13 protein-coding genes and 1 tRNA gene are annotated in these 17,786 nt (G+C 70.4%); 6 read left to right on the forward strand and 8 right to left on the reverse strand.

The window, feature by feature from the left end; genetic code table 11:
• Positions 1-160 precede the first annotated feature (160 nt).
• The 3 genes from AC07OC_RS06635 (at position 161) to AC07OC_RS06645 (ending at position 1,555) form a co-directional block, all read left to right on the forward strand.
• A tRNA-Leu gene (locus AC07OC_RS06635) sits at positions 161-253 on the forward strand.
• A gap of 13 nt (positions 254-266) precedes the next feature.
• Positions 267-899: a DUF6806 family protein gene (locus tag AC07OC_RS06640; RefSeq protein ID WP_218340779.1), complete on the forward strand. Its 633-nt coding sequence runs from the start codon at positions 267-269 to the stop codon at positions 897-899.
• A 131-nt stretch (positions 900-1,030) separates the two neighbouring features.
• Entirely contained in the window at positions 1,031-1,555 is a 525-nt protein-coding gene (locus AC07OC_RS06645) for a M48 metallopeptidase family protein (protein ID WP_494600617.1), read from the forward strand.
• A gap of 50 nt (positions 1,556-1,605) precedes the next feature.
• Here the strand turns inward: AC07OC_RS06645 and AC07OC_RS06650 are convergent, their stop codons facing one another.
• From AC07OC_RS06650 to AC07OC_RS06665, 4 genes are all read right to left on the reverse strand, one after another.
• Positions 1,606-2,547: a glutamate racemase gene (locus AC07OC_RS06650; protein ID WP_494600619.1), complete on the reverse strand. Its 942-nt coding sequence runs from the start codon at positions 2,545-2,547 to the stop codon at positions 1,606-1,608.
• A 146-nt stretch (positions 2,548-2,693) separates the two neighbouring features.
• Entirely contained in the window at positions 2,694-4,262 is a 1,569-nt protein-coding gene (locus AC07OC_RS06655) for a fumarate hydratase (protein WP_218294109.1), read from the reverse strand.
• A gap of 244 nt (positions 4,263-4,506) precedes the next feature.
• Positions 4,507-4,947, reverse strand: a complete 441-nt coding sequence (locus AC07OC_RS06660; protein WP_369642164.1) for a hypothetical protein — start codon at positions 4,945-4,947, stop codon at positions 4,507-4,509.
• Positions 4,948-5,142: 195 nt separating this feature from the next.
• Entirely contained in the window at positions 5,143-7,305 is a 2,163-nt protein-coding gene (locus AC07OC_RS06665) for a putative bifunctional diguanylate cyclase/phosphodiesterase (protein WP_494600621.1), read from the reverse strand.
• Between the two features lie 449 nt (positions 7,306-7,754).
• On the opposite strand from AC07OC_RS06665, the gene fumC reads away from it, so the two are divergent.
• The 3 genes from fumC (at position 7,755) to AC07OC_RS06680 (ending at position 13,148) form a co-directional block, all read left to right on the forward strand.
• The gene (gene fumC / locus AC07OC_RS06670) at positions 7,755-9,140 is read left to right on the forward strand and encodes a class II fumarate hydratase (RefSeq protein ID WP_494600623.1); all 1,386 of its coding nucleotides are present in this window, start codon (positions 7,755-7,757) and stop codon (positions 9,138-9,140) included.
• Between the two features lie 25 nt (positions 9,141-9,165).
• On the forward strand, positions 9,166-10,521 hold the full coding sequence (locus AC07OC_RS06675; protein WP_494600625.1) for a sigma-70 family RNA polymerase sigma factor: 1,356 nt from the start codon (positions 9,166-9,168) through the stop codon (positions 10,519-10,521).
• A 191-nt stretch (positions 10,522-10,712) separates the two neighbouring features.
• The gene (locus tag AC07OC_RS06680; protein WP_492806286.1) at positions 10,713-13,148 is read left to right on the forward strand and encodes a TonB-dependent siderophore receptor; all 2,436 of its coding nucleotides are present in this window, start codon (positions 10,713-10,715) and stop codon (positions 13,146-13,148) included.
• A 30-nt stretch (positions 13,149-13,178) separates the two neighbouring features.
• On the opposite strand, the gene AC07OC_RS06685 is transcribed toward AC07OC_RS06680, so the two are convergent.
• The 4 genes from AC07OC_RS06685 to AC07OC_RS06700 all read right to left on the reverse strand — a co-directional run bounded on the left by AC07OC_RS06685 (position 13,179) and on the right by AC07OC_RS06700 (position 17,775).
• Positions 13,179-13,964 (reverse strand): Crp/Fnr family transcriptional regulator, encoded by a 786-nt coding sequence (locus AC07OC_RS06685; protein ID WP_494600627.1) that lies wholly within the window; start codon positions 13,962-13,964, stop codon positions 13,179-13,181.
• Between the two features lie 82 nt (positions 13,965-14,046).
• A complete protein-coding gene (locus tag AC07OC_RS06690; protein WP_494600629.1) occupies positions 14,047-15,276 on the reverse strand; it encodes a DNA topoisomerase IB in 1,230 nt (409 codons plus the stop codon).
• A gap of 214 nt (positions 15,277-15,490) precedes the next feature.
• On the reverse strand, positions 15,491-16,183 hold the full coding sequence (locus AC07OC_RS06695) for a response regulator (protein WP_492806292.1): 693 nt from the start codon (positions 16,181-16,183) through the stop codon (positions 15,491-15,493).
• Positions 16,180-17,775 carry an ATP-binding protein gene (locus tag AC07OC_RS06700; RefSeq protein WP_218340788.1) on the reverse strand — a complete coding sequence of 532 codons (1,596 nt, stop codon included), beginning with the start codon at positions 17,773-17,775 and terminating at the stop codon, positions 16,180-16,182. Before AC07OC_RS06700 ends, AC07OC_RS06695 begins: the two co-directional genes overlap by 4 nt.
• Between the last annotated feature and the right edge of the window lie 11 nt (positions 17,776-17,786).

Raw genomic sequence — 17,786 nt, forward strand, 5'->3', positions numbered from 1 at the left:
CTCCATATTTGTAAGGGAAGCTTCGGCTTCCCTTTTTTCTTGGCGGCGCAGCAAAGGTGGTTTGGCGACCAGCGGCCCTGTGACCAGAGATGCGACAGGGCATTGCGCGCATGCGCTGCCCGGGTTACGCTGCGACGCAGGAGTGCGTTGGGCAGCCGGCGCCCCGATGGTGAAATTGGTAGACACTGCGGACTTAAAATCCGCCGCTTTCCTGAAAAGGGGCGTGCCGGTTCGACCCCGGCTCGGGGCACCACTACGATTCAATCATGTCAAGTTACAACGCTCCCTTTGAAATCCACGTCCACGGACAAGTCCAGCTGCGCGCCGATGCCAGCTTCGACCAGCTCCAGGAGGCGCTCAAACCCTTGTGGAAGTACGCAGGAGCCCGCTCCCTGGCCGACGGTGCTGCGAGCGCCTACGAGGAAGAGCCGGGCATCAAGTTCGACACGCAGGAGCACCTGCTGCAGATGTGCTGGACCGTGCGGGGGGATGAGGATTTTCGCCAATCGCTCGACGAGATGTGCATGAGCCTGAACGAGCTGGCCGAGCAGGGTGCCGCCATTGAAGTCACGTTCTACGATGCGGACTTCGACGAGGAAGAGGAAGAGCAGGACGCAGAGTCGCGCGATGATTTCGTCATGCTTTTCGTGGGTCCGACGCCTGCGGCCATCATGCAGGTGCAGCGCGATCTCCTGGTTCAGGACGTGGTGAACATGATGGAGCGCCATTTCGACGGCGCGGAACTCGGCGGCGTGGTGGCCGAGATCGACAAGCTGTTCAGCCAGCGCTTTGATGCCCTGGTGAACTCGCTGGAAATCGGCAAGCCCCCCAGGGGCCCGGGGGGCTCGGGCAGCGGACACGGTGGCGGGGGGGGGCGCCGTCCGCGCCACCTCCACTGAGCGGCCGCCGGCTTCGCATCGCTCCGCTGTTCGTGGGGCCGCAGCGGGCTCGGGCATCAGCGCGCGGTGCAAGCGCTGGCGCTGAACCGGCGCCGTAGTAGCCGCCGCTGCCTTTTCGCTGTTCATGAACCATGACATCCGATCTTCCTTACCTGCGCTCCTACCCTGAGTCCCTGCAGTACCAGGCCCGCGACCTGCTCGCGCAAGGGCGCCTGGGGGCGATGCTGTTGCGCAAGTACCCCCGCGCGCATGCGGTGCGCAGCGACAAGGCGCTGTACGACTATGCGCTGGAGCTCAAGGCGCGCCACCTGCGCAACGCAGGCACGGTCAACAAGGTGCTTTTCGACAACAAGATCCATGTGGTGCGCCATGCGCTGGGCTTGCACACGGCCGTGTCGCGCGTGCAGGGCAACCGGCTCGCAGCGAAGCATGAAATCCGCATTGCCGCAATGTTCAAGCAAGCGCCGGACGAGTTTCTGCGCATGATCGTGGTCCACGAGCTGGCGCATCTGCGCGAGAAGAACCACGACAAGGCGTTCTATCAGCTGTGCACCCACATGGAGCCGCAGTACCACCAGTACGAATTCGACCTGCGTCTGTACCTCACGCACGTGGAGCATGCCGGAGAGCGGCTCTGGAGCGCCGAGCCTGCGTGAAGCGGCTCCTGGGCGCCAGCGCGATGGCTATGGCCGCGGGCGGTGCGGCATCAGGAGGTGATGGGTAGGCCTGCGCTGCGCGCGCTGAGGGCCTCCGAGGCGCCTGGGCAAGGCACCGCAACGGTTTCGCAGCAATCCGTGGGCAGGCCCAGCCAGCGCTGCGCCGCCGCCTCGAGCATGGCCACCGGACCGGTCGTGAGCAGGCGGATGTCCGGCGATTGCGCCGCGGTGGCGCTGGAGGGTGTGTTGAGCAATCCCGCTGTTTCCAGGAGCCGCTGCGTCTGCCGTGCCACAGGCGCGCCGGTTTCGATGAACTGGACGTCAGGCCCCACCAGCGCCCGCAATTCATGCGCCACAAAGATGTAGTGCGTGCAGCCCAGCACCAGCGTGTCGATCTGCCCGGCTGAAGCGCCGAACACGCCCATGGCGTGGATGTAGCGCTCACACAGGGCGCCGGTTTCGGTGGCACCGACGGCGCCGCCTGGTGCTGGCATGGGCTGGGCCACGCCGCGCTCGATGGCATGGGCCAGGCCGTCGCACGGCTGCACCACGAACTCCGCTTGATCCGCCAGCGAACCCAGCAGCTTGCCGAACTTGCTGCTGGTGAGTGTGCCCCGCGTTCCGATCACGCCCACGCGGCCTGTTCTGGTGGCTGCCAGCGCTGGCTTGATGGCGGGCTCCAGGCCCACCAGGGGCAGGTCGGGGTGGTTGCTGCGCACCTCGTGGATGGCCGCCGCCGTGGCGGTGTTGCATGCCACCACCAGGGCCTTGATGTGGTGCTGCCCGCGCAGGTACTGCGTGATGGCGTGGGTGCGCGCGCTCACGTAGGCATCGCCGCGCTCGCCGTAGGGAGCGTTGGCGCTGTCCGCCAGGTACACGAAACGCTCGTGGGGCAGCTCGGCCCGCAGGGCGCGCAGCACGCTCAGGCCGCCGACCCCGCTGTCGAACACGCCGATGGGTTGTTGTGGCTGCGGCGGCGTTGGCTGGATCATGAAAAAATCACTGCGATGCTGGGGGAGATGAAGTCGAGAGTGTGCCGCAGTCGCGCGCAAAATGCCGCGCGGCGGGAGGCACTCCGGGGGGCGCGTGCTTGGCGAGGGCCCGAGGAGGCCACCCACCAGGCTGCGCGGGCCGCCTGTCAGGCGGTGGCGGCGACCCCGATGCCCTTGAACTCCCCGGTGGCGATGCGCTTTTGCCACTCGGCCGGGCCGGTGATGTGCGCGCTGGTGCCGCCGGAATCCACGGCCACGGTCACGGGCATGTCCACCACGTCGAACTCGTAGATGGCTTCCATGCCCAGGTCCTCGAAGCCCACGACCTTGGCGGTCTTGATGGCCTTGCTCACCAGGTAGGCGGCGCCACCCACGGCCATGAGATAGGCGCTCTTGTGGTTCTTGATGGACTCGATGGCCACCGGGCCGCGTTCGGCCTTGCCGATCATGGCGATCAGGCCGGTTTTCTCCAGCATCATGTCGGTGAACTTGTCCATGCGGGTGGCGGTGGTGGGGCCGGCGGGGCCCACGGCCTCGTCCTTGACCGGGTCCACGGGGCCCACGTAGTAGATGACGCGGTTGGTGAAGTCCACGGGCAGCTTCTCGCCCTTGGCCAGCATGTCCTGGATGCGCTTGTGCGCGGCGTCGCGGCCGGTGAGCATCTTGCCGTTGAGCAGCAGCGTGTCGCCGGGCTTCCAGCTGGCCACTTCTTCCTTGGTCAGCGTGTCCAGGTTCACCTTCTTGCTCTTGTTGTAGTCGGGTGCCCAGTTCACGTTGGGCCACAGGTCCAGGCTGGGCGGCGTGAGGTAGACGGGCCCCGAGCCGTCCAGCACGAAGTGCGCGTGGCGCGTGGCGGCGCAGTTGGGGATCATCGCGATCGGCTTGCTGGCCGCGTGCGTGGGGTACATCTTGATCTTGACATCCAGCACGGTGGTCAGGCCGCCCAGGCCCTGCGCGCCGATGCCCAGGGCATTGACCTTCTCGAACAGCTCCAGGCGCAGCGCTTCGACCTTGTCGAGCGCGGGGCCGCCGGTCTTGGCGGCTTCGGCCTTGGCTTGCAGCTCGTACATATCGAGGTCGTCCATCAGGCTCTCCTTGGCCATGAGCACGGCCTTTTCCGCCGTGCCGCCGATGCCGATGCCCAGCATGCCGGGGGGGCACCAGCCGGCGCCCATGGTGGGCACGGTCTTGAGCACCCAGTCCACCACGCTGTCGCTGGGGTTGAGCATGTACATCTTGGACTTGTTCTCCGAGCCGCCGCCCTTGGCCGCCACGGTGATGTCCACGGTGTTGCCGGGCACGATCTCGGTGAAGATCACGGCGGGCGTGTTGTCCTTGGTGTTCTTGCGGTCGAACTGCGGGTCGGCCACCACGCTGGCGCGCAGGGTGTTGTCGGGGTGGTTGTAGCCGCGGCGCACGCCTTCGTTGATGGCGTCGTCCAGGCTGCCCGTGAAGCCGTCCCAGCGCACGTCCATGCCCACCTTCAGGAACACGTTGACGATGCCGGTGTCCTGGCAGATGGGGCGCTGGCCGGTGGCGCTCATCTTGCTGTTGGTCAGGATCTGCGCGATCGCGTCCTTGGCCGCCGGGCTTTGCTCGCGCTCGTAGGCGCGGGCCAGGTGGGCGATGTAATCGGTGGGGTGGTAGTAGCTGATGTACTGCAGCGCGGCGGCTACGGATTCGATGAGATCGTCCTGGCGGATGGAGGTGGTCATGGCGGTTCGTGGGGGAGTCTTTTGTGGAGAACGCAAACGCGTTCCTGTCCTGCCCGCCGCACACGCCGCCTGTCGACCAGCGCTGGGCCGCAAACCGCGCTGCCGATGGCAGGCGGACCGTATTTTGACAGACCCCCGCTGGCGCCACCTTGCGCCCGGGCAAAGGCGGGCGCCGCCGGTCGGCCATTGGCGCCTGCACGGGGGCGCCAGATACCCCCATGGGGTGGTGTTCGGTCCGCCGTGTTCACGGCGCGCCTGTTCCCTCCCCGTCCTCCGGTTCTTCGTCGGTGTCGCTGCTGCCCGGCAGGTCGTCCGCGCTCAAGGGGGGCGCGCCGGCCTGCCGGTTGCCGCGCCCTGGCGTCTCGCGCTCGGTATCCACGGCGTCGCGTTCGTCATCCTGCATCCCTTCATCCGGGCCGCCGCCGTCACCGGGACCGCCAGCTTGCATGGTTTCCACATGGTCGGGGAGGATGTCGCGGGCGGTGGGCTGCGGGTCGGGCTCCACGCTGCCGCGCTCGCCCGTGCCAAAGCGGTCGGTGTCGCTGTCCGATTCCGTGCTGTAGGCCCCTGCGCTGTCGCTGCCGGAGTCGGAGGCGTCACTGGGCCCCAGGCTGTCGATGCCGGTGGCACTGTGGGCGGGGGGAAGGTTGTCGGCGTCGATGCCGAGAAGGCTGCTGGTGGCCATGGTCTGCTCCGATGGTTGAGGAGGGGGCGCGGGCTCCATGCGGATCCGCGGCGCGGAGGCGGAAACACCGCCGCAATGCCATCGTCGGCGTGCACGGCGCTGCCCCGCGTCAGGCAGCGCTGACATGGGTGTCGTCCATCTTCGCCGGTACCTTCCCAAGGCCTTGAAAAGGTGCCCGGGCGCTGGTTGCCGCGCTCAGAAGTCCGGCAGCGTCCCGATGACGGACGGGGTGAAGTCCGCGCTGCCCACGGGCTTTTCGCCCTGCGACCAGGCCAGCAGCGTGTCTGCCGGCATGGGGCGGGCGTAGAAGAAGCCCTGCAGCTCGTCACAGCCCATGCCCAGCAGGATGTCGCGCTGGCCGCTGGTTTCCACGCCCTCGGCCACCACGCGCAGGCCCAGGGCATGCGCCAGGCTGACCACGGCGGCCACGACGGCGCGGGCGTCCTCGCTGCTTTCCAGGTCGTTCACGAAGCTGCGGTCGATCTTGAGCTGCTGCGCGGGCAGCTGGCGCAGGTAGTTCAGGCTGGAGTAGCCGGTGCCGAAGTCGTCGATAGACAGGAACACGCCGATGCGCGCCAGCCCGTCGAAGGTGCGCTGGGTGGCCTTGATGTCTTCCATGGCCACGGATTCGGTGATCTCGCACAGCAGCTGCGAGGCATCCACCCCGTGGCGCAGCAGGGCCTGCCCGATGCGCTCGGCCAGCCCGCTTTCGCGCAGCTGGTGCACCGACAGGTTGATCGCCACGCGCATGCGCATGCCGCTGCGCGCCCACTCGGCGACCTGGCGGCAGGCCTCGTTGATGACCCAGTTGCCCAGCCGCCCGATCAGGCCGAAGCGCTCGGCCAGCGCGATGAACACCACCGGGCTCACCATGCCATGCTTCGGGTGGTTCCAGCGCAGCAGGGCCTCCACGCCGCTGATCTGGCCGCGCGTGCCGTCGATCTTGGGCTGGTAGTGCAGGGCCAGTTCGCCCCGGTCCAGCGCCTGGCGCAGGTCGTTCTGCAGCTCCAGCTGCTCGGATGCATCGGAGCCCATGTGGGGTTCGAACAGCGCATAGCAGCCGCCACCCGCGCGCTTGGCGGCGTACATGGCGGCATCGGCGTTGGCCACGAGCTTGTTGCGGTCACCGTGGTCGGGGTGCACCACGACGCCGATGGAGCAGGCGATCTGCACCTGCTTGCCCGACACCTCGAACGGCTGCGACAGGGAGGACAGCACCCGGTTGGCCACCGTCACGCAGTCGGCCACGTCGCTCACGTCCTCCAGCAGGATCAGGAATTCGTCGCCCCCCACGCGCGCCACGGTATCGCCCTCGCGGGCTTCGCGGCGCAGCCGGTCGGCCGCGCTGCGCAGGATCACGTCGCCCGCGGCATGGCCGAACGAATCGTTGATGGGCTTGAAGCCGTCCAGGTCCACGAACAGCACGGCCAGGCGGTCCTCCACGCGGTGGTGGTTGGTGCGGTCCAGGCGCAGCAGCGCGTGGATGAGGCGGTCTTCGAACAGCAGCCGGTTGGGCAGGCCGGTGAGGGCATCGGCGAATGCGCGTTTTTGCAGTTCGTCATTGGCCGCCTGCAGGCGGGTGTTGCTGTCCTGCAGCGACCGCGTCAGACGCTCGGCCGTGGCTTGCAGCCGCGCGTCCAGGATGGAGGTGAACAAGGTGCTCACCAGCAGCATGCCGGTGGCCATGAGCACCATGGCCGTCAGGCCCGGGCCGCCGAGCTCTCCCGTGCTCAGGCACACGGAGCCCATGGCAAAGCTGGCCGCCGCCATGCCGGTGTAGTGCATGCCGCAGATGGCCACGGCCATCACGAACGATGCCGCCAGCTGGTAGGGCAGGCGCTGGCTGGGCCGCACCCGGCGCAGCAGCTTGAAGATCAGCAGGGCCGTGGCCGAGGCCAGCACCGCGATCAGCACCGACAGCGCCACCAGCGGCAGGTTCCACACGATGCCTGGCGCCATTTCCATGGCCGCCATGCCGATGTAGTGCATGCCGCTGATGCCGGCCCCCATCACCAGCGCGCCCAGCGCCAGCTGCATCCGGCCAAAGTGTGTGCGGCTTGCGAGCTGCAGGGCCATGGCGGAGGCGGCCACGGCGGCCAGCCACGACAGCAGCGTGAGCCCGCCGGCAAAGCCGATCTCGATGGGCAGCCGGAAGGCCTGCATGCCCAGGAAATGCATGGACCAGATGCCCGTGCCCATGACGATGGACCCCGCGGCCCACCACGCCAGGCCGACGCGGCGCTGCGCGGTGCGCACCCGCCGCGCCAGGTCGAGCGTCACGTACGACGCGAGCATGGCAATGGCAAAGGAGGCGGCCACCACGAACAGGTTGTAGCTGGAGGGCATGAACGTGTTCATGGTGCGAAAGGTGCTGGGGTTGGAAGGGCAGGGTGCATCGGGCGCGCGGCGCCGTCAAGGGCCTGGGCAGACATGCGGCGAAAGCCTGCAGGGCAGGGGCCGCGCGCGACGGAGTGTAGCCAGGGGCGCGAAGCCGCGCCGGAGTGGGGGTTTGCCCTGGCTGGGCCGGGTCGGGGGGCCGGGCGGATGTCCCCACCTGCAGTGGTGGCGGTGCGGGCTGTTTCCTTCCGGGGCAGGGCTTGCCGCACACTGACTGCTCCACGCTCCCGCACGGGCCATACAAGTCTGTAAATGAGAATGGTTTGTTTTTGCATTATGCTGCCGGTCGCGCCGACATTCCCCGGTCGTACCCTTTTCCGGCCAGACGCCGGCCCGCCGCCGTGGCCTTCCCGCCACGCCGGGCGTCCGGCGTCCGCCCGCCTGTTGTTTCACTTGGAGAACCACTGCCCATGACCTCCCGTACCGAACGCGACACCTTTGGCCCCATCGAGGTCCCCGCCGACAGGCTCTGGGGCGCGCAGACGCAGCGCTCGCTGCAGAACTTCGACATCTCGGGCGAGCAGCAGCCGCGCGAGATCATCAAGGCCCTGGCGCAGGTCAAGCGCGCCTCGGCCGTGGTCAACCAGGCCCTGGGCCTGCAGGACGCGAAGAAGACCGAGGCCATCGTGGCCGCCGCCGACGAAGTGATCGCCGGCAAGCACCCGGGCGAGTTCCCGCTGGTGGTGTGGCAGACGGGCTCGGGCACGCAGACGAACATGAACGTCAACGAGGTGCTGGCCAACCGCGCCAGCGAGATCCTGGGCGGCGAGCGCGGCGAAGGCCGCCTGGTGCACCCCAATGACGACGTGAACCGCAGCCAGTCGAGCAACGACGTGTTCCCCACCACCATGCACGTGGCCGCCGTGGAAGCGCTCACGCACAGGCTCCTGCCCGCCATCGCCAGGCTGCGCGCCACGCTGGACAAGAAGGCAAAGGATTTCGACGGCATCGTCAAGATCGGCCGCACCCATTTGCAGGACGCCACCCCGCTCACGCTGGGCCAGGAGTTCTCGGGCTATGTGGCCCAGCTCGACCATGGCGAGCGCCACGTGCGCGCCGCGCTGCCCCACCTGTACGAGCTGGCGCTGGGCGGCACGGCCGTGGGCACGGGCCTGAACGCGCCCAAGGGCTATGCCGAGCAGGCCGCCGCCGAGCTGGCGCGCCTCACGGGCCTGCCCTTTGTCACCGCGCCGAACAAGTTCGAGGCGCTGGCCTCGGTGGATGGGCTGGTGCACGCCCACGGAGCCCTCAAGACCCTGGCCGCCAGCATGATGAAGATCGCCAACGACGTGCGCTGGCTCGCCAGCGGCCCGCGCAGCGGCATCGGCGAGCTGAGCATCCCCGAGAACGAGCCTGGCTCGTCCATCATGCCCGGCAAGGTCAACCCCACGCAGAGCGAGGCCGTGACCATGCTGGCCGCCCAGGTGTTCGGCAACGACGTGGCCATCAACTTCGGGGGTGCCTCGGGCAACTTCGAGCTCAATGTCTTCCGTCCCATGGTGGCGCACAACTTCCTGCAGAGCGTGCGCCTGCTGGCCGACGGCATGGTGAGCTTCAACGACCAGTGCGCCGTGGGCATCGAGCCCAACCGCGAGCGCATCACCGAGCTGGTGGACCGCTCGCTCATGCTGGTCACCGCGCTCAACACCCACATCGGCTACGACAAGGCCGCCTACATCGCCAAGAAGGCGCACAAGGAAGGCACCAGCCTGCGCGAAGCGGCTGTCGCCTCGGGCCACGTCACGGGCGAGCAGTTCGACCAGTGGGTGGTGCCGGGCCACATGGTGGGCCGCTGATTCCGCCCGGGTCGGCCTGCACGCCATGGGCACGGGGGCACTGCCGTCATCTCCGCTGCTCGCGAGCTTTCGCGACAGCTACCGCGACCTGCTGCGCTACCTCTCGCACCGCACCGGCAATGCCGATGACGCGCGCGACGTGGCGCACGACACCTGGCTGCGCCTGGCCGACATGGACCTGCGCGGCGAGCAGCCCGCGCTGTGCGAGGCCGAGGCGCGGGCCTACGTATTCGCCATGGCGCGCAATCTCGTCATCGACCGGCAGCGCCACGCGGGCGTGGTGGCCCGCCATGCGCTGGCCCAGGCCCATGCGGACTCGGGCGCCGGCACGGCGGCGCGCCACGGCCCCGATGCCGCCGAGGCCCTGATGTACCGGCAGGCGGTGGACGCGGTCGAAGCCGCGCTCGCCGCCGTGCCCGAGCGCGCGCGCCAGGTCTTCCTGCGCCACCGCATCAACGGCGAAGGCCAGGGCGCGCTCGCGGCCGAATACGGCATCTCGCGCAACATGGTCGAGCGCGACATGATGCTCGCCATGGACCGCGTGCAGGCCGCCATGGAGCAGTGGCACGCGGCGGGCCGCAGCTCTCCTGTGGCACCGGCGTCGCACCACGAAGCCCGCCGCACCGGCCGCCGCCGCTCGCTGGCGGCATTGCTGAGCTTTGCCGCAATGGGCGTGGGTGGCGTGGGGGCCTGGCAATGGTGGCGCAGCGCAGTCGCGCAGTGGCAGCAGGTGGCACGCACCGGCCAGGGGCAGACGCTGCGCCACCCGCTGCCCGACGGCAGCCGCATCACGCTCGACGCGCAAAGCCGCGTGCACATGGCGTACTACGCCGGGCAGCGCCGCGTGAGCCTGCTGGCCGGGGCGGCGTTCTTCGACGTGGTGCGCGACGCGGACCGCCCCTTCGTGGTGGAGGTGCCCGGTGGCGCCGAGGGGGGCGCCGTGCGCGTGACCGTGCTGGGCACGCGCTTCGGCGTGGAGCACGGCGCCAGCGGGGTCGATGTGCAGGTGGAGTCGGGCCGCGTGCGGGTGGAGTCGCTGGGGCCGGATGGCCAGCCCCTGGCGGTGCGGGAACTCGCGGGCGGACAGGCGCTGCGGGTGCGGCCGGGCGAACCGCTCGCCCAGGCCGTCGCCCCGGCGCACGAGGCCGCCGCTTGGCGCCACGGCGTGGTGGCTTTTGCCGATGCGCCGCTGGCCGAGGCCGTGGACCGCCTGCGCCGCTACCTGCCGCGCCCGGTTCAGGTGGAGGCCGGTGCCGCCGCGCTGCGCCTGTCGGGGCAGGTGCGCATTGCACAGGCCGAGGACTTCGTGCGGGCACTGCCTTCCGTCGTGCCGGTGCAGGTGCGGCTCGTGGCGGGGCAATGGCGGGTGGCCGCGCGCTGACGGCCAGGCCGGAGGATGGGGCAGGACGCGCGACTTTGGTGAATTTTGGTGAAAGTGGCCGCCAGCGCTTTCTCCATAAGCGCTGAAAGCTATTGTTTTAATAGCTCTTTGGCCGATCAGGGCGCTGGCAGGCGCGCCGCCATTCAGGAAGTGGGAGGGCCCATTCGTTGTAGCGGGGAAAGGACTTCACCATGAACCGACAACGGCCCCGCACCCCGGCCCCCCGGCCTTCCGGCCCCGCACGCACCTCCCGTCCTGCCCGCCACGCACTCGCAGCCGCCATGCTGGCCATGGCGTCGCTGCAGATGGACATGGCCACCGCCCAGGGCGCACCCGCCCCGGCGGCCTTCGACATTGCCGCCCAGCCCCTGCCTGAGGCGCTGGCGCAATTCGCCCGGCAGTCGGGCGTGCAGCTGATCTACCCGCCCGAGCTGGTGCAGGGCCGGCATGCCCAGCCCGTGCAGGGCGCGCGCAGCCCCGAGGCGGCGCTGGCCGAGTTGCTGCGCGGCAGTGGCCTGCGCATGCGCCGCGACGGCGCCACCCTGGTGGTGGAACGCGCTCCGGCCGACGGCGCCGCCGCGCTGCCCGAGGTGCGCGTGGCCGCCGAGGCCGAGGTCGAAACCGCCACCGGCCCCGTGCGCGGACTGGTGGCCCGGCGCAGCGCCAGCGCCACCAAGACGGACACGCCGCTCATGGAAACGCCGCAGACCATCACCGTGGTCACGGCCGAGCAGATGCAGGTGCAGCGCGTGCGCGACCTGGAGCAGGCGTTCGAATACTCTGCGGGCGTGCGTCCCGTGTCCGGTTACAGCGGTTCGTACGACGCGATCTACAGCCGGGGCTTCTGGGCCGATGCGCGCAATGGCAGCCTGTTTGCCGACGGGCTCAAGGTGTCCGACAACTCCTGGGCCTCGGGCAAGCAGGAGCCGTACGGGCTGGAGCGCGTGGAACTGGTCAAGGGCGCGGCGTCGGTGCTGTACGGCATGTCGGCGCCCGGCGGCGTGCTGGCCACGGTGAGCAAGCGCCCCACGGCCGATGCCGTGCGCGAGGTGGTGGTGGAGGCGGGCACGTATGCGCACCGGCAGATCGGCGTGGACCTGGGTGGCGAGGTGGCACCGGGCAGCGACTGGACCTGGCGCCTCACCGCGCTGGCGCGCGACAGCGAGACACCCGTGCGTCCGCTGCAGGACGACGCGGTGTACATCGCGCCCGCGCTGCGCTGGCAGCCGTCGGCCGCCACATCGCTCACCCTGCTGATGCAGCACCAGAAGCGCCGCCTGGGCTATTCGTACCCGCTGCCGCGGGTGGGCACCCTGTTGCCCGGCCCCGGCGGCCAGCGCATCGCGCGCTTTCGCTTCGTGGGCGAGCCTGCCTACGACCGGCAGGATGTGCGGCAGACCACGCTCACCGCCTTGTTCGAGCACCAGGTGAACGAGCATGCCACCCTGCGCCAGGGGCTGCGGTTCTTCGACTCCGAGGCGGACATCTTCTTCACCAACGCCACCGTGGACCCGGCCGCGCCCACGCGCGTGCAGCGCCGCGCCATCGACGAGTTCGAGCGCGTGCGCGGCTTCTCGTCGGACACGAGCTGGCAGCAGCGCTGGCGCAGTGGCGAGGTGGAGCACACGCTGATCGCCGGCGTGGACTACACCCGCTACCGCTCGGAATCGGAGTGGTACGCGCGCACGCTCGCCCCGCTGGATTTGTACCAGCCGCAGTACGGCGCCGTGCCCGGCGCGCCCGCGCCGATGGCGTTCTCGGACACGTCGCAGCGCTGGCAGGCGGGCCTGTATGCGCAGGACCAGATCAAGCTGGGCGAGCGCTGGGTGGTGCTGGCCGGCCTGCGGCACGACTGGAGCGACGACCGCTCGCGCCCGTTCTTCACGGCCGCGCCGTGGTCGGTGGAGCGCACCGATGCCTTCACCGGCCGCGTGGGCGTGGTCTACCTGGCGCCGGGCGGCTGGGCGCCGTTCGCGGGCTACAGCCAGTCGTTCCAGCCGCAGGGCGGCACGGACGCGCAGGGCCGGCGCTTCAAGCCCACCGAGGGCGAGCAGTTTGAACTGGGGGTGCGGTGGCAGCCGAGCGGCAGCGAGGGGATGATGTTGTCGGCCGCCGTGTACGACCTGCGCCAGGACAACGTGCTCACGCCCGATCCCGCCCATCCGCAGTTCAGCGTGCAGACGGGGCAGGCACGCTCGCGCGGGGCCGAGCTGGAGGTGCGCGGGCAGGTGGCGCGCCACCTGGAGGTGGTGGGCGCCTATGCCTACACCGACCGCCGCATCACGCGCAGCAACCTGCCGGACGAAGTGGGCCGCCGTGCGGCCGAGGTGCCCTACCACCAGGCCTCGGTCTGGGGGCACTACCGCCTGGCGGCCTGGGGCCTTCCGGCGTGGACGCTGGGCACGGGTCTGCGCTACACCGGCGACATGGTCGATGGCACGGCCAGCGCCTACCGCATCCCGGGTTATGGACTCGTCGATGCCATGCTCGCCTGGCAGGACGGGCCGTGGCGCGTGGCGCTCAACGTGCGCAACCTGTTCGACAAGGCTTTCCTGATCTGCAACGGCGCCCACTGCCGGGACGGCAGCCCGCGCACGGCCACGCTTTCGGCCGCGTACCGCTGGTGATGCGCTGCGGCGGGCGGGGATGTGCGGGGCCTAGCCGTGGGACTCGGCCAGTTCCTGCTGCGCCAGCGCCTCGAGCTGCTCCTGCTGGTAGACCACGATGCTGCGCTGGTGGATGCCGATGATGCCTTCGCGTTCCATCCACTTGAGCTCCACGTTGATGCGCTGGCGCGAGCCGCCCAGGAGCTGCGCGAGCTCGTCCTGCACCAGCGACAGCCCGATGGCGCCGCGCTGGCCGGGAACGGCGGCGCGCTCGCCGAATCGGCGCAGCACGTGCAGCAGCTGCTTGGCCAGCCGCGCGCGCAGGGGCAGGGTGGCCATGTCTTCCATCATCCAGTACAGGTAGCGCATGCGGCGCGCCTGCAGCGTGAGCAGGGCCTCGCCGAACTCGGGGTGTTCGCGCAGCAGCTGGCGGAACACGCCCTCGGCCACGCTCAGCACCGTGGTGGGGCCGTGGGCATGCGCGTCGTAGGTGTTGGGGCCGCGGTGCAGCACCTCGGCCTCGCCCACCCAGATGCCGGGCTCCACGTAGGCCAGCGTCACCTGCTTGCCCGAGGGCGTGGTGCGCCGAAACCGGATGGCGCCGCTGGCGCAGGCAAACCAGTCCTGCGCCAGGTCGCCCTGCTCGACGATCATCTGGCCGTGCGTGTAGCGCGTGACGCGCCCCAGCCGGAAGATGTCGTGCCGCAGCGACGGAGTGAGCGCGGCGAACCAGCGGCCCCGGTTGATGGCTTCGCGCTCCGGCGGGCTGAGGAAGGGGCGTTGCTGGTGGCGGTCGGCCAGGGGGCTCTCGGACTCTGGCAAGGCGGTGGTGGGCATGGCGGCAGGCTGGAGTTGGGCGGGGCCGGCCTGTGCGCGGGGCCGGGCCGACAGGGCGGAGAAAAAGGCGCAGGCGCCAAGTTTAGCGATGCGCCCCGGCATGCCGGGCGCGGCGCGGCACCTGCGCGACAGCAGGCGCTCCAGGCGGGGCCTTCGCGGGCCGTGGACGGGCGCGCGGCTTGCGCAAGAAGGCCAGGAGCCTGCGCTCGGCCGCGCTCAGCCCCCGGGGCGACGCGCTGCCGCCGATGCGGTCCCACACTTCCTGCAAGCCCGGGCCGGCGTCGGATGCAAGCCGCGAGCCCAGCTCCAGCACGGCAGGATGAACGTATGACTTCTTGCACACCGCTGGGGTGTTGCCCAGCTGGCGCGCTACCTCGGCCAGGATGGTCTTGGCGCTGTAGCGCACGTTTTTGTCGGCCGCGCCGGAGGCATCGGTCTGCGCACATGCCAGGCGGGTCAGCTCCAGCGCCTGCGTGGTGCCATGCCAGGTGCGGAAGTCCTTGGCCGTGAAGTGGTCGCCGCCGGTGGCGGCCGTGCCGTGCGTGATCTCGCGCAGGTAGTCGTTCACGTCGCCCGAGCCCACGGTACGTGGGGTGCCGTCTCCGTCCTCGTACTGGAAGAGCTCCTGTCCTGGCAGCTGCTGGCAGCGGCGCACCACCCGGGCCACGCGCGGGTCGTTCAGCTCGGCCTCCTGCAACACGCCGCTCTTGCCCCGAAAGCGCAGCCTGAGCTGGCTGCCGTGAAGCCGCGCATGCCGGGTGCGCAGCGTGGTCAGGCCGTAGGACCGGTTGCTGCTGGCGTATTCCTCGTTGCCCACGCGCAGGTAGGTGGTGTCCAGCAGGCGCACCAGCGCGGCCAGCACCAGCGTGCGCGTGAGCGGCTGGCCGCCGCGGTGCGCGGCCAGGTCGCGCGCCACGCGGGCGCGGATGCGCGGCAGCGCGCGGCCAAAGGCCTGCATGTGCTCGAACTTGCCTTCGTCGCGCTGCTGGCGCCACTGCGGGTGGTAGCGGTACTGGCGCCGTCCGCGCGCATCCAGCCCCGTGGCCTGCAGGTGGCCGTGGGGCAGGGGGCAGATCCACACATCGGTGTACGCGGGTGGAATGGCCAGGCGCTGGATGCGGGCGATCTCGTCCGGGTCCCGGAGCCATTGGCCGTCGGGCAGGCGGTAGCGAAAAGTCTTGTCGCTGCCGGGCTCCCGCGTGAGGCCTGGCATGGACGGGGTGACGTACACCAGCCCCCCGGGCAGCTTCTGTGGGCGGGGGGTGGGCCGGGGTGGCGCAGGTGCGCGGGGCGATGGGCAGGGGGTGGGCATCGGGGCGAGCAGGTGATAAGGACCAGTGCGTGGCCCCGATCACACCCGTGCCCGGGCGGTGCTGGTGTAGGTGCGCTGCGTGCGCCGGGGTGAGACAGGGACCGAATCGGCAGCGCCGCCGCGCCGCCATTTGGGGTGAATAATGGCCCTTGCGCTTATTGAACAAGCGCCAATGGCTATAAAAAATGTAGCAAGCTGCTCGGTCGGGCCGCGCTCAATCGGCCGCAGCCGGTTCCAGCGCAAAACCCACGCCGTACACCGACCGGATCCAGTCGCTGCCGTCGCCGCTGGCGGCCTTGAGCTTCCTGCGCAGGTTCTTGATGTGGCTGTCGATGGCGCGCTCGTTCACGTCCAGCGTGTCGTCGTAGGCCTGGTCCAGCAGCTGCGCGCGCGAGAAGATGCGCCCGCGCTGGCGCGCCAGCACCTGCAGCAGCCGGAACTCGCGCCGCGTGAGGCCCAGCGGCGTGCCGTGCAGCGTGGCCTGCCAATGCGATTCGTCGAGCACCAGCGCCGATCCGGCGGCGGGCGGCGGCTCCTGCGCGGCGGCCGTGCGGCGCAGAACGGCCCTGGCGCGGGCGACCACCTCGCGCGGCGAAAACGGCTTGCAGATGTAGTCGTCCGCGCCCAGCTCCAGGCCGATGAGGCGGTCCACCTCTTCCACGCGGGCGGTCAGCATGATGATGGGGTGCTGCGTGTGGCGCCGCGCCTGGCGCAAGATGGAGAGGCCGTCCATGCCGGGCAGCATGATGTCCAGCAGCGTGAGGTCGGGTGGCGCGGCCAGCAGGCTGGCGAGCGCGGCACGGCCCTCGGCCTGGTGCTCCACGGTGTAGCCCGCGTGGCGCAGGTAGTCCACCACGATGGCGGCGATGTCGGGTTCGTCTTCGACGACGAGGATGCGGTGGCTCATGAAGGGTTGTCCAGCAGGGGCAGTTGCAGGGTGACGCGCAGGCCTCCCAGCGGGGAGGCCTCGGCCGCGAGGGTGCCGCCATGGGCCAGCACGATGGCGCGGCAGATGGCCAGGCCCAGGCCGGAGCCGCCGTGGTCGCGGTTGCGCGAGGTTTCGGCACGGTACAGGCGCTCGAAGATGCGCGGCAGCTCGTGCGCGGGCACGCCGGGCGCGCTGTCGTCCAACTGCACGCGCAGCAGCGGCGCGCCATCGGTGGCCCGTGTTTCCCCGGCCGTGACGCGCAACTGCCCGCCCGCATCGGTGTAGCGCAGGCTGTTTTCCAGCAGGTTCATGAAGACCTGGTGCAGCTGCTGCGCGTCGCCCCGCACCAGTGGCGCGGGGGCTTGCGCGGCCAGGGCCTCCAGGCCCGTGGTGTCCACCTCGATGCCGGCCTGGGCCAGGCGCGGGCGCATGGAGGCCAGCGCCTCGGCCAGCAGCGCGAGCGGGTGCACGGGCACCTGGGCCGACGGTGCACTGGTGCCAGCGGCATCCAGGCTGGCGCGCAGGTCGCCCACCAGCTGGATGAGGCGCATCACCTGCCGGTGCAGGCGCAGCGCGGTCTTGTCGTCAAACGGGCGCACGCCGTCCTGCACGGCTTCGATCTCGGCGCGCATGGCGGCCAGGGGCGTGCGCAGCTCGTGGGCCACGTCGCCCAGCCACTGGCGGCGCGAAGACTCGATGCTGCTCAGTTGTTCGGCCATGGTGTTGAAGGTGCGGGCCAGTCGGGCCAGTTCATCGTTGCCGTGCACGGGCACACGGGTGTGCAGGTGGCCCTGTGCAATCTCGCGCGCGCCGGTGGCCAGGGCCTCGACCGGGGCCAGCCAGCGCCGTGCCAGCCAGCCCGACAGCAGCAGCGCCAGCGCCAGGCCGGCCAGGCCCGTCCACGCCACGAAGCCCAGGTGTTGCGCCAGAAAGGCCTGGTCGGCCTCGCTGCGCACGCCCTGCGGGGGCGCCAGCACCAGATGGCCGATGGCCTGGCCGTCGGCGCCGGTCAGGGCCACGCGCGCGCTGCCGGGCTGGGGTGCCGTGCCTGCCACCAGCTTCTGCTGCGCGTCCACCAGGCCCAGGCGGGGAAACAGGTCGTCGGGGTGGCGTTGCGCGGATGGGGGCGGTGGGCCGCTGGTGCCAGGCTCGCCCGGGGGCGGGCCGCCATCGGGGGGCGGGGGCGGCGGCTGCTGCTGCATGCCGCGCTCCGACGCCGGGTTGCCGTTCGCCATCCCGGAGGGCATGCCGGGCGGCTGTCCGCTGCGGTCGCTGGGCGGGGCGTCTTCCATGCCCTGGTGGCCACCCCGGCGCGGGCTTGCGCCCGGGTGGCTGAGCTGGCCCCAGAGGCGGGGCTGGCCGCGCAACGTGTCCCAGCCGCCCGTCTGTGTGTGGTGGGCCTGCAGGCGCTCCGCGAGCCAGCCCATGCGGGCCAGTTCGATCTCGGCCACGTAGGGCCCCAGGCCCCGCTGCAACCCCAGGCGGGAGAAGCCCGCAAAGATCAGCAGCAAGGCCAGCAGCAGGGCCGCCAGGGCGATGAAGGCTTTGCGGTGCAGGGTCAGGTGGGGCATCGGTGGGGCTG

The organism is Acidovorax sp. GW821-FHT10E04 (assembly GCF_059415185.1).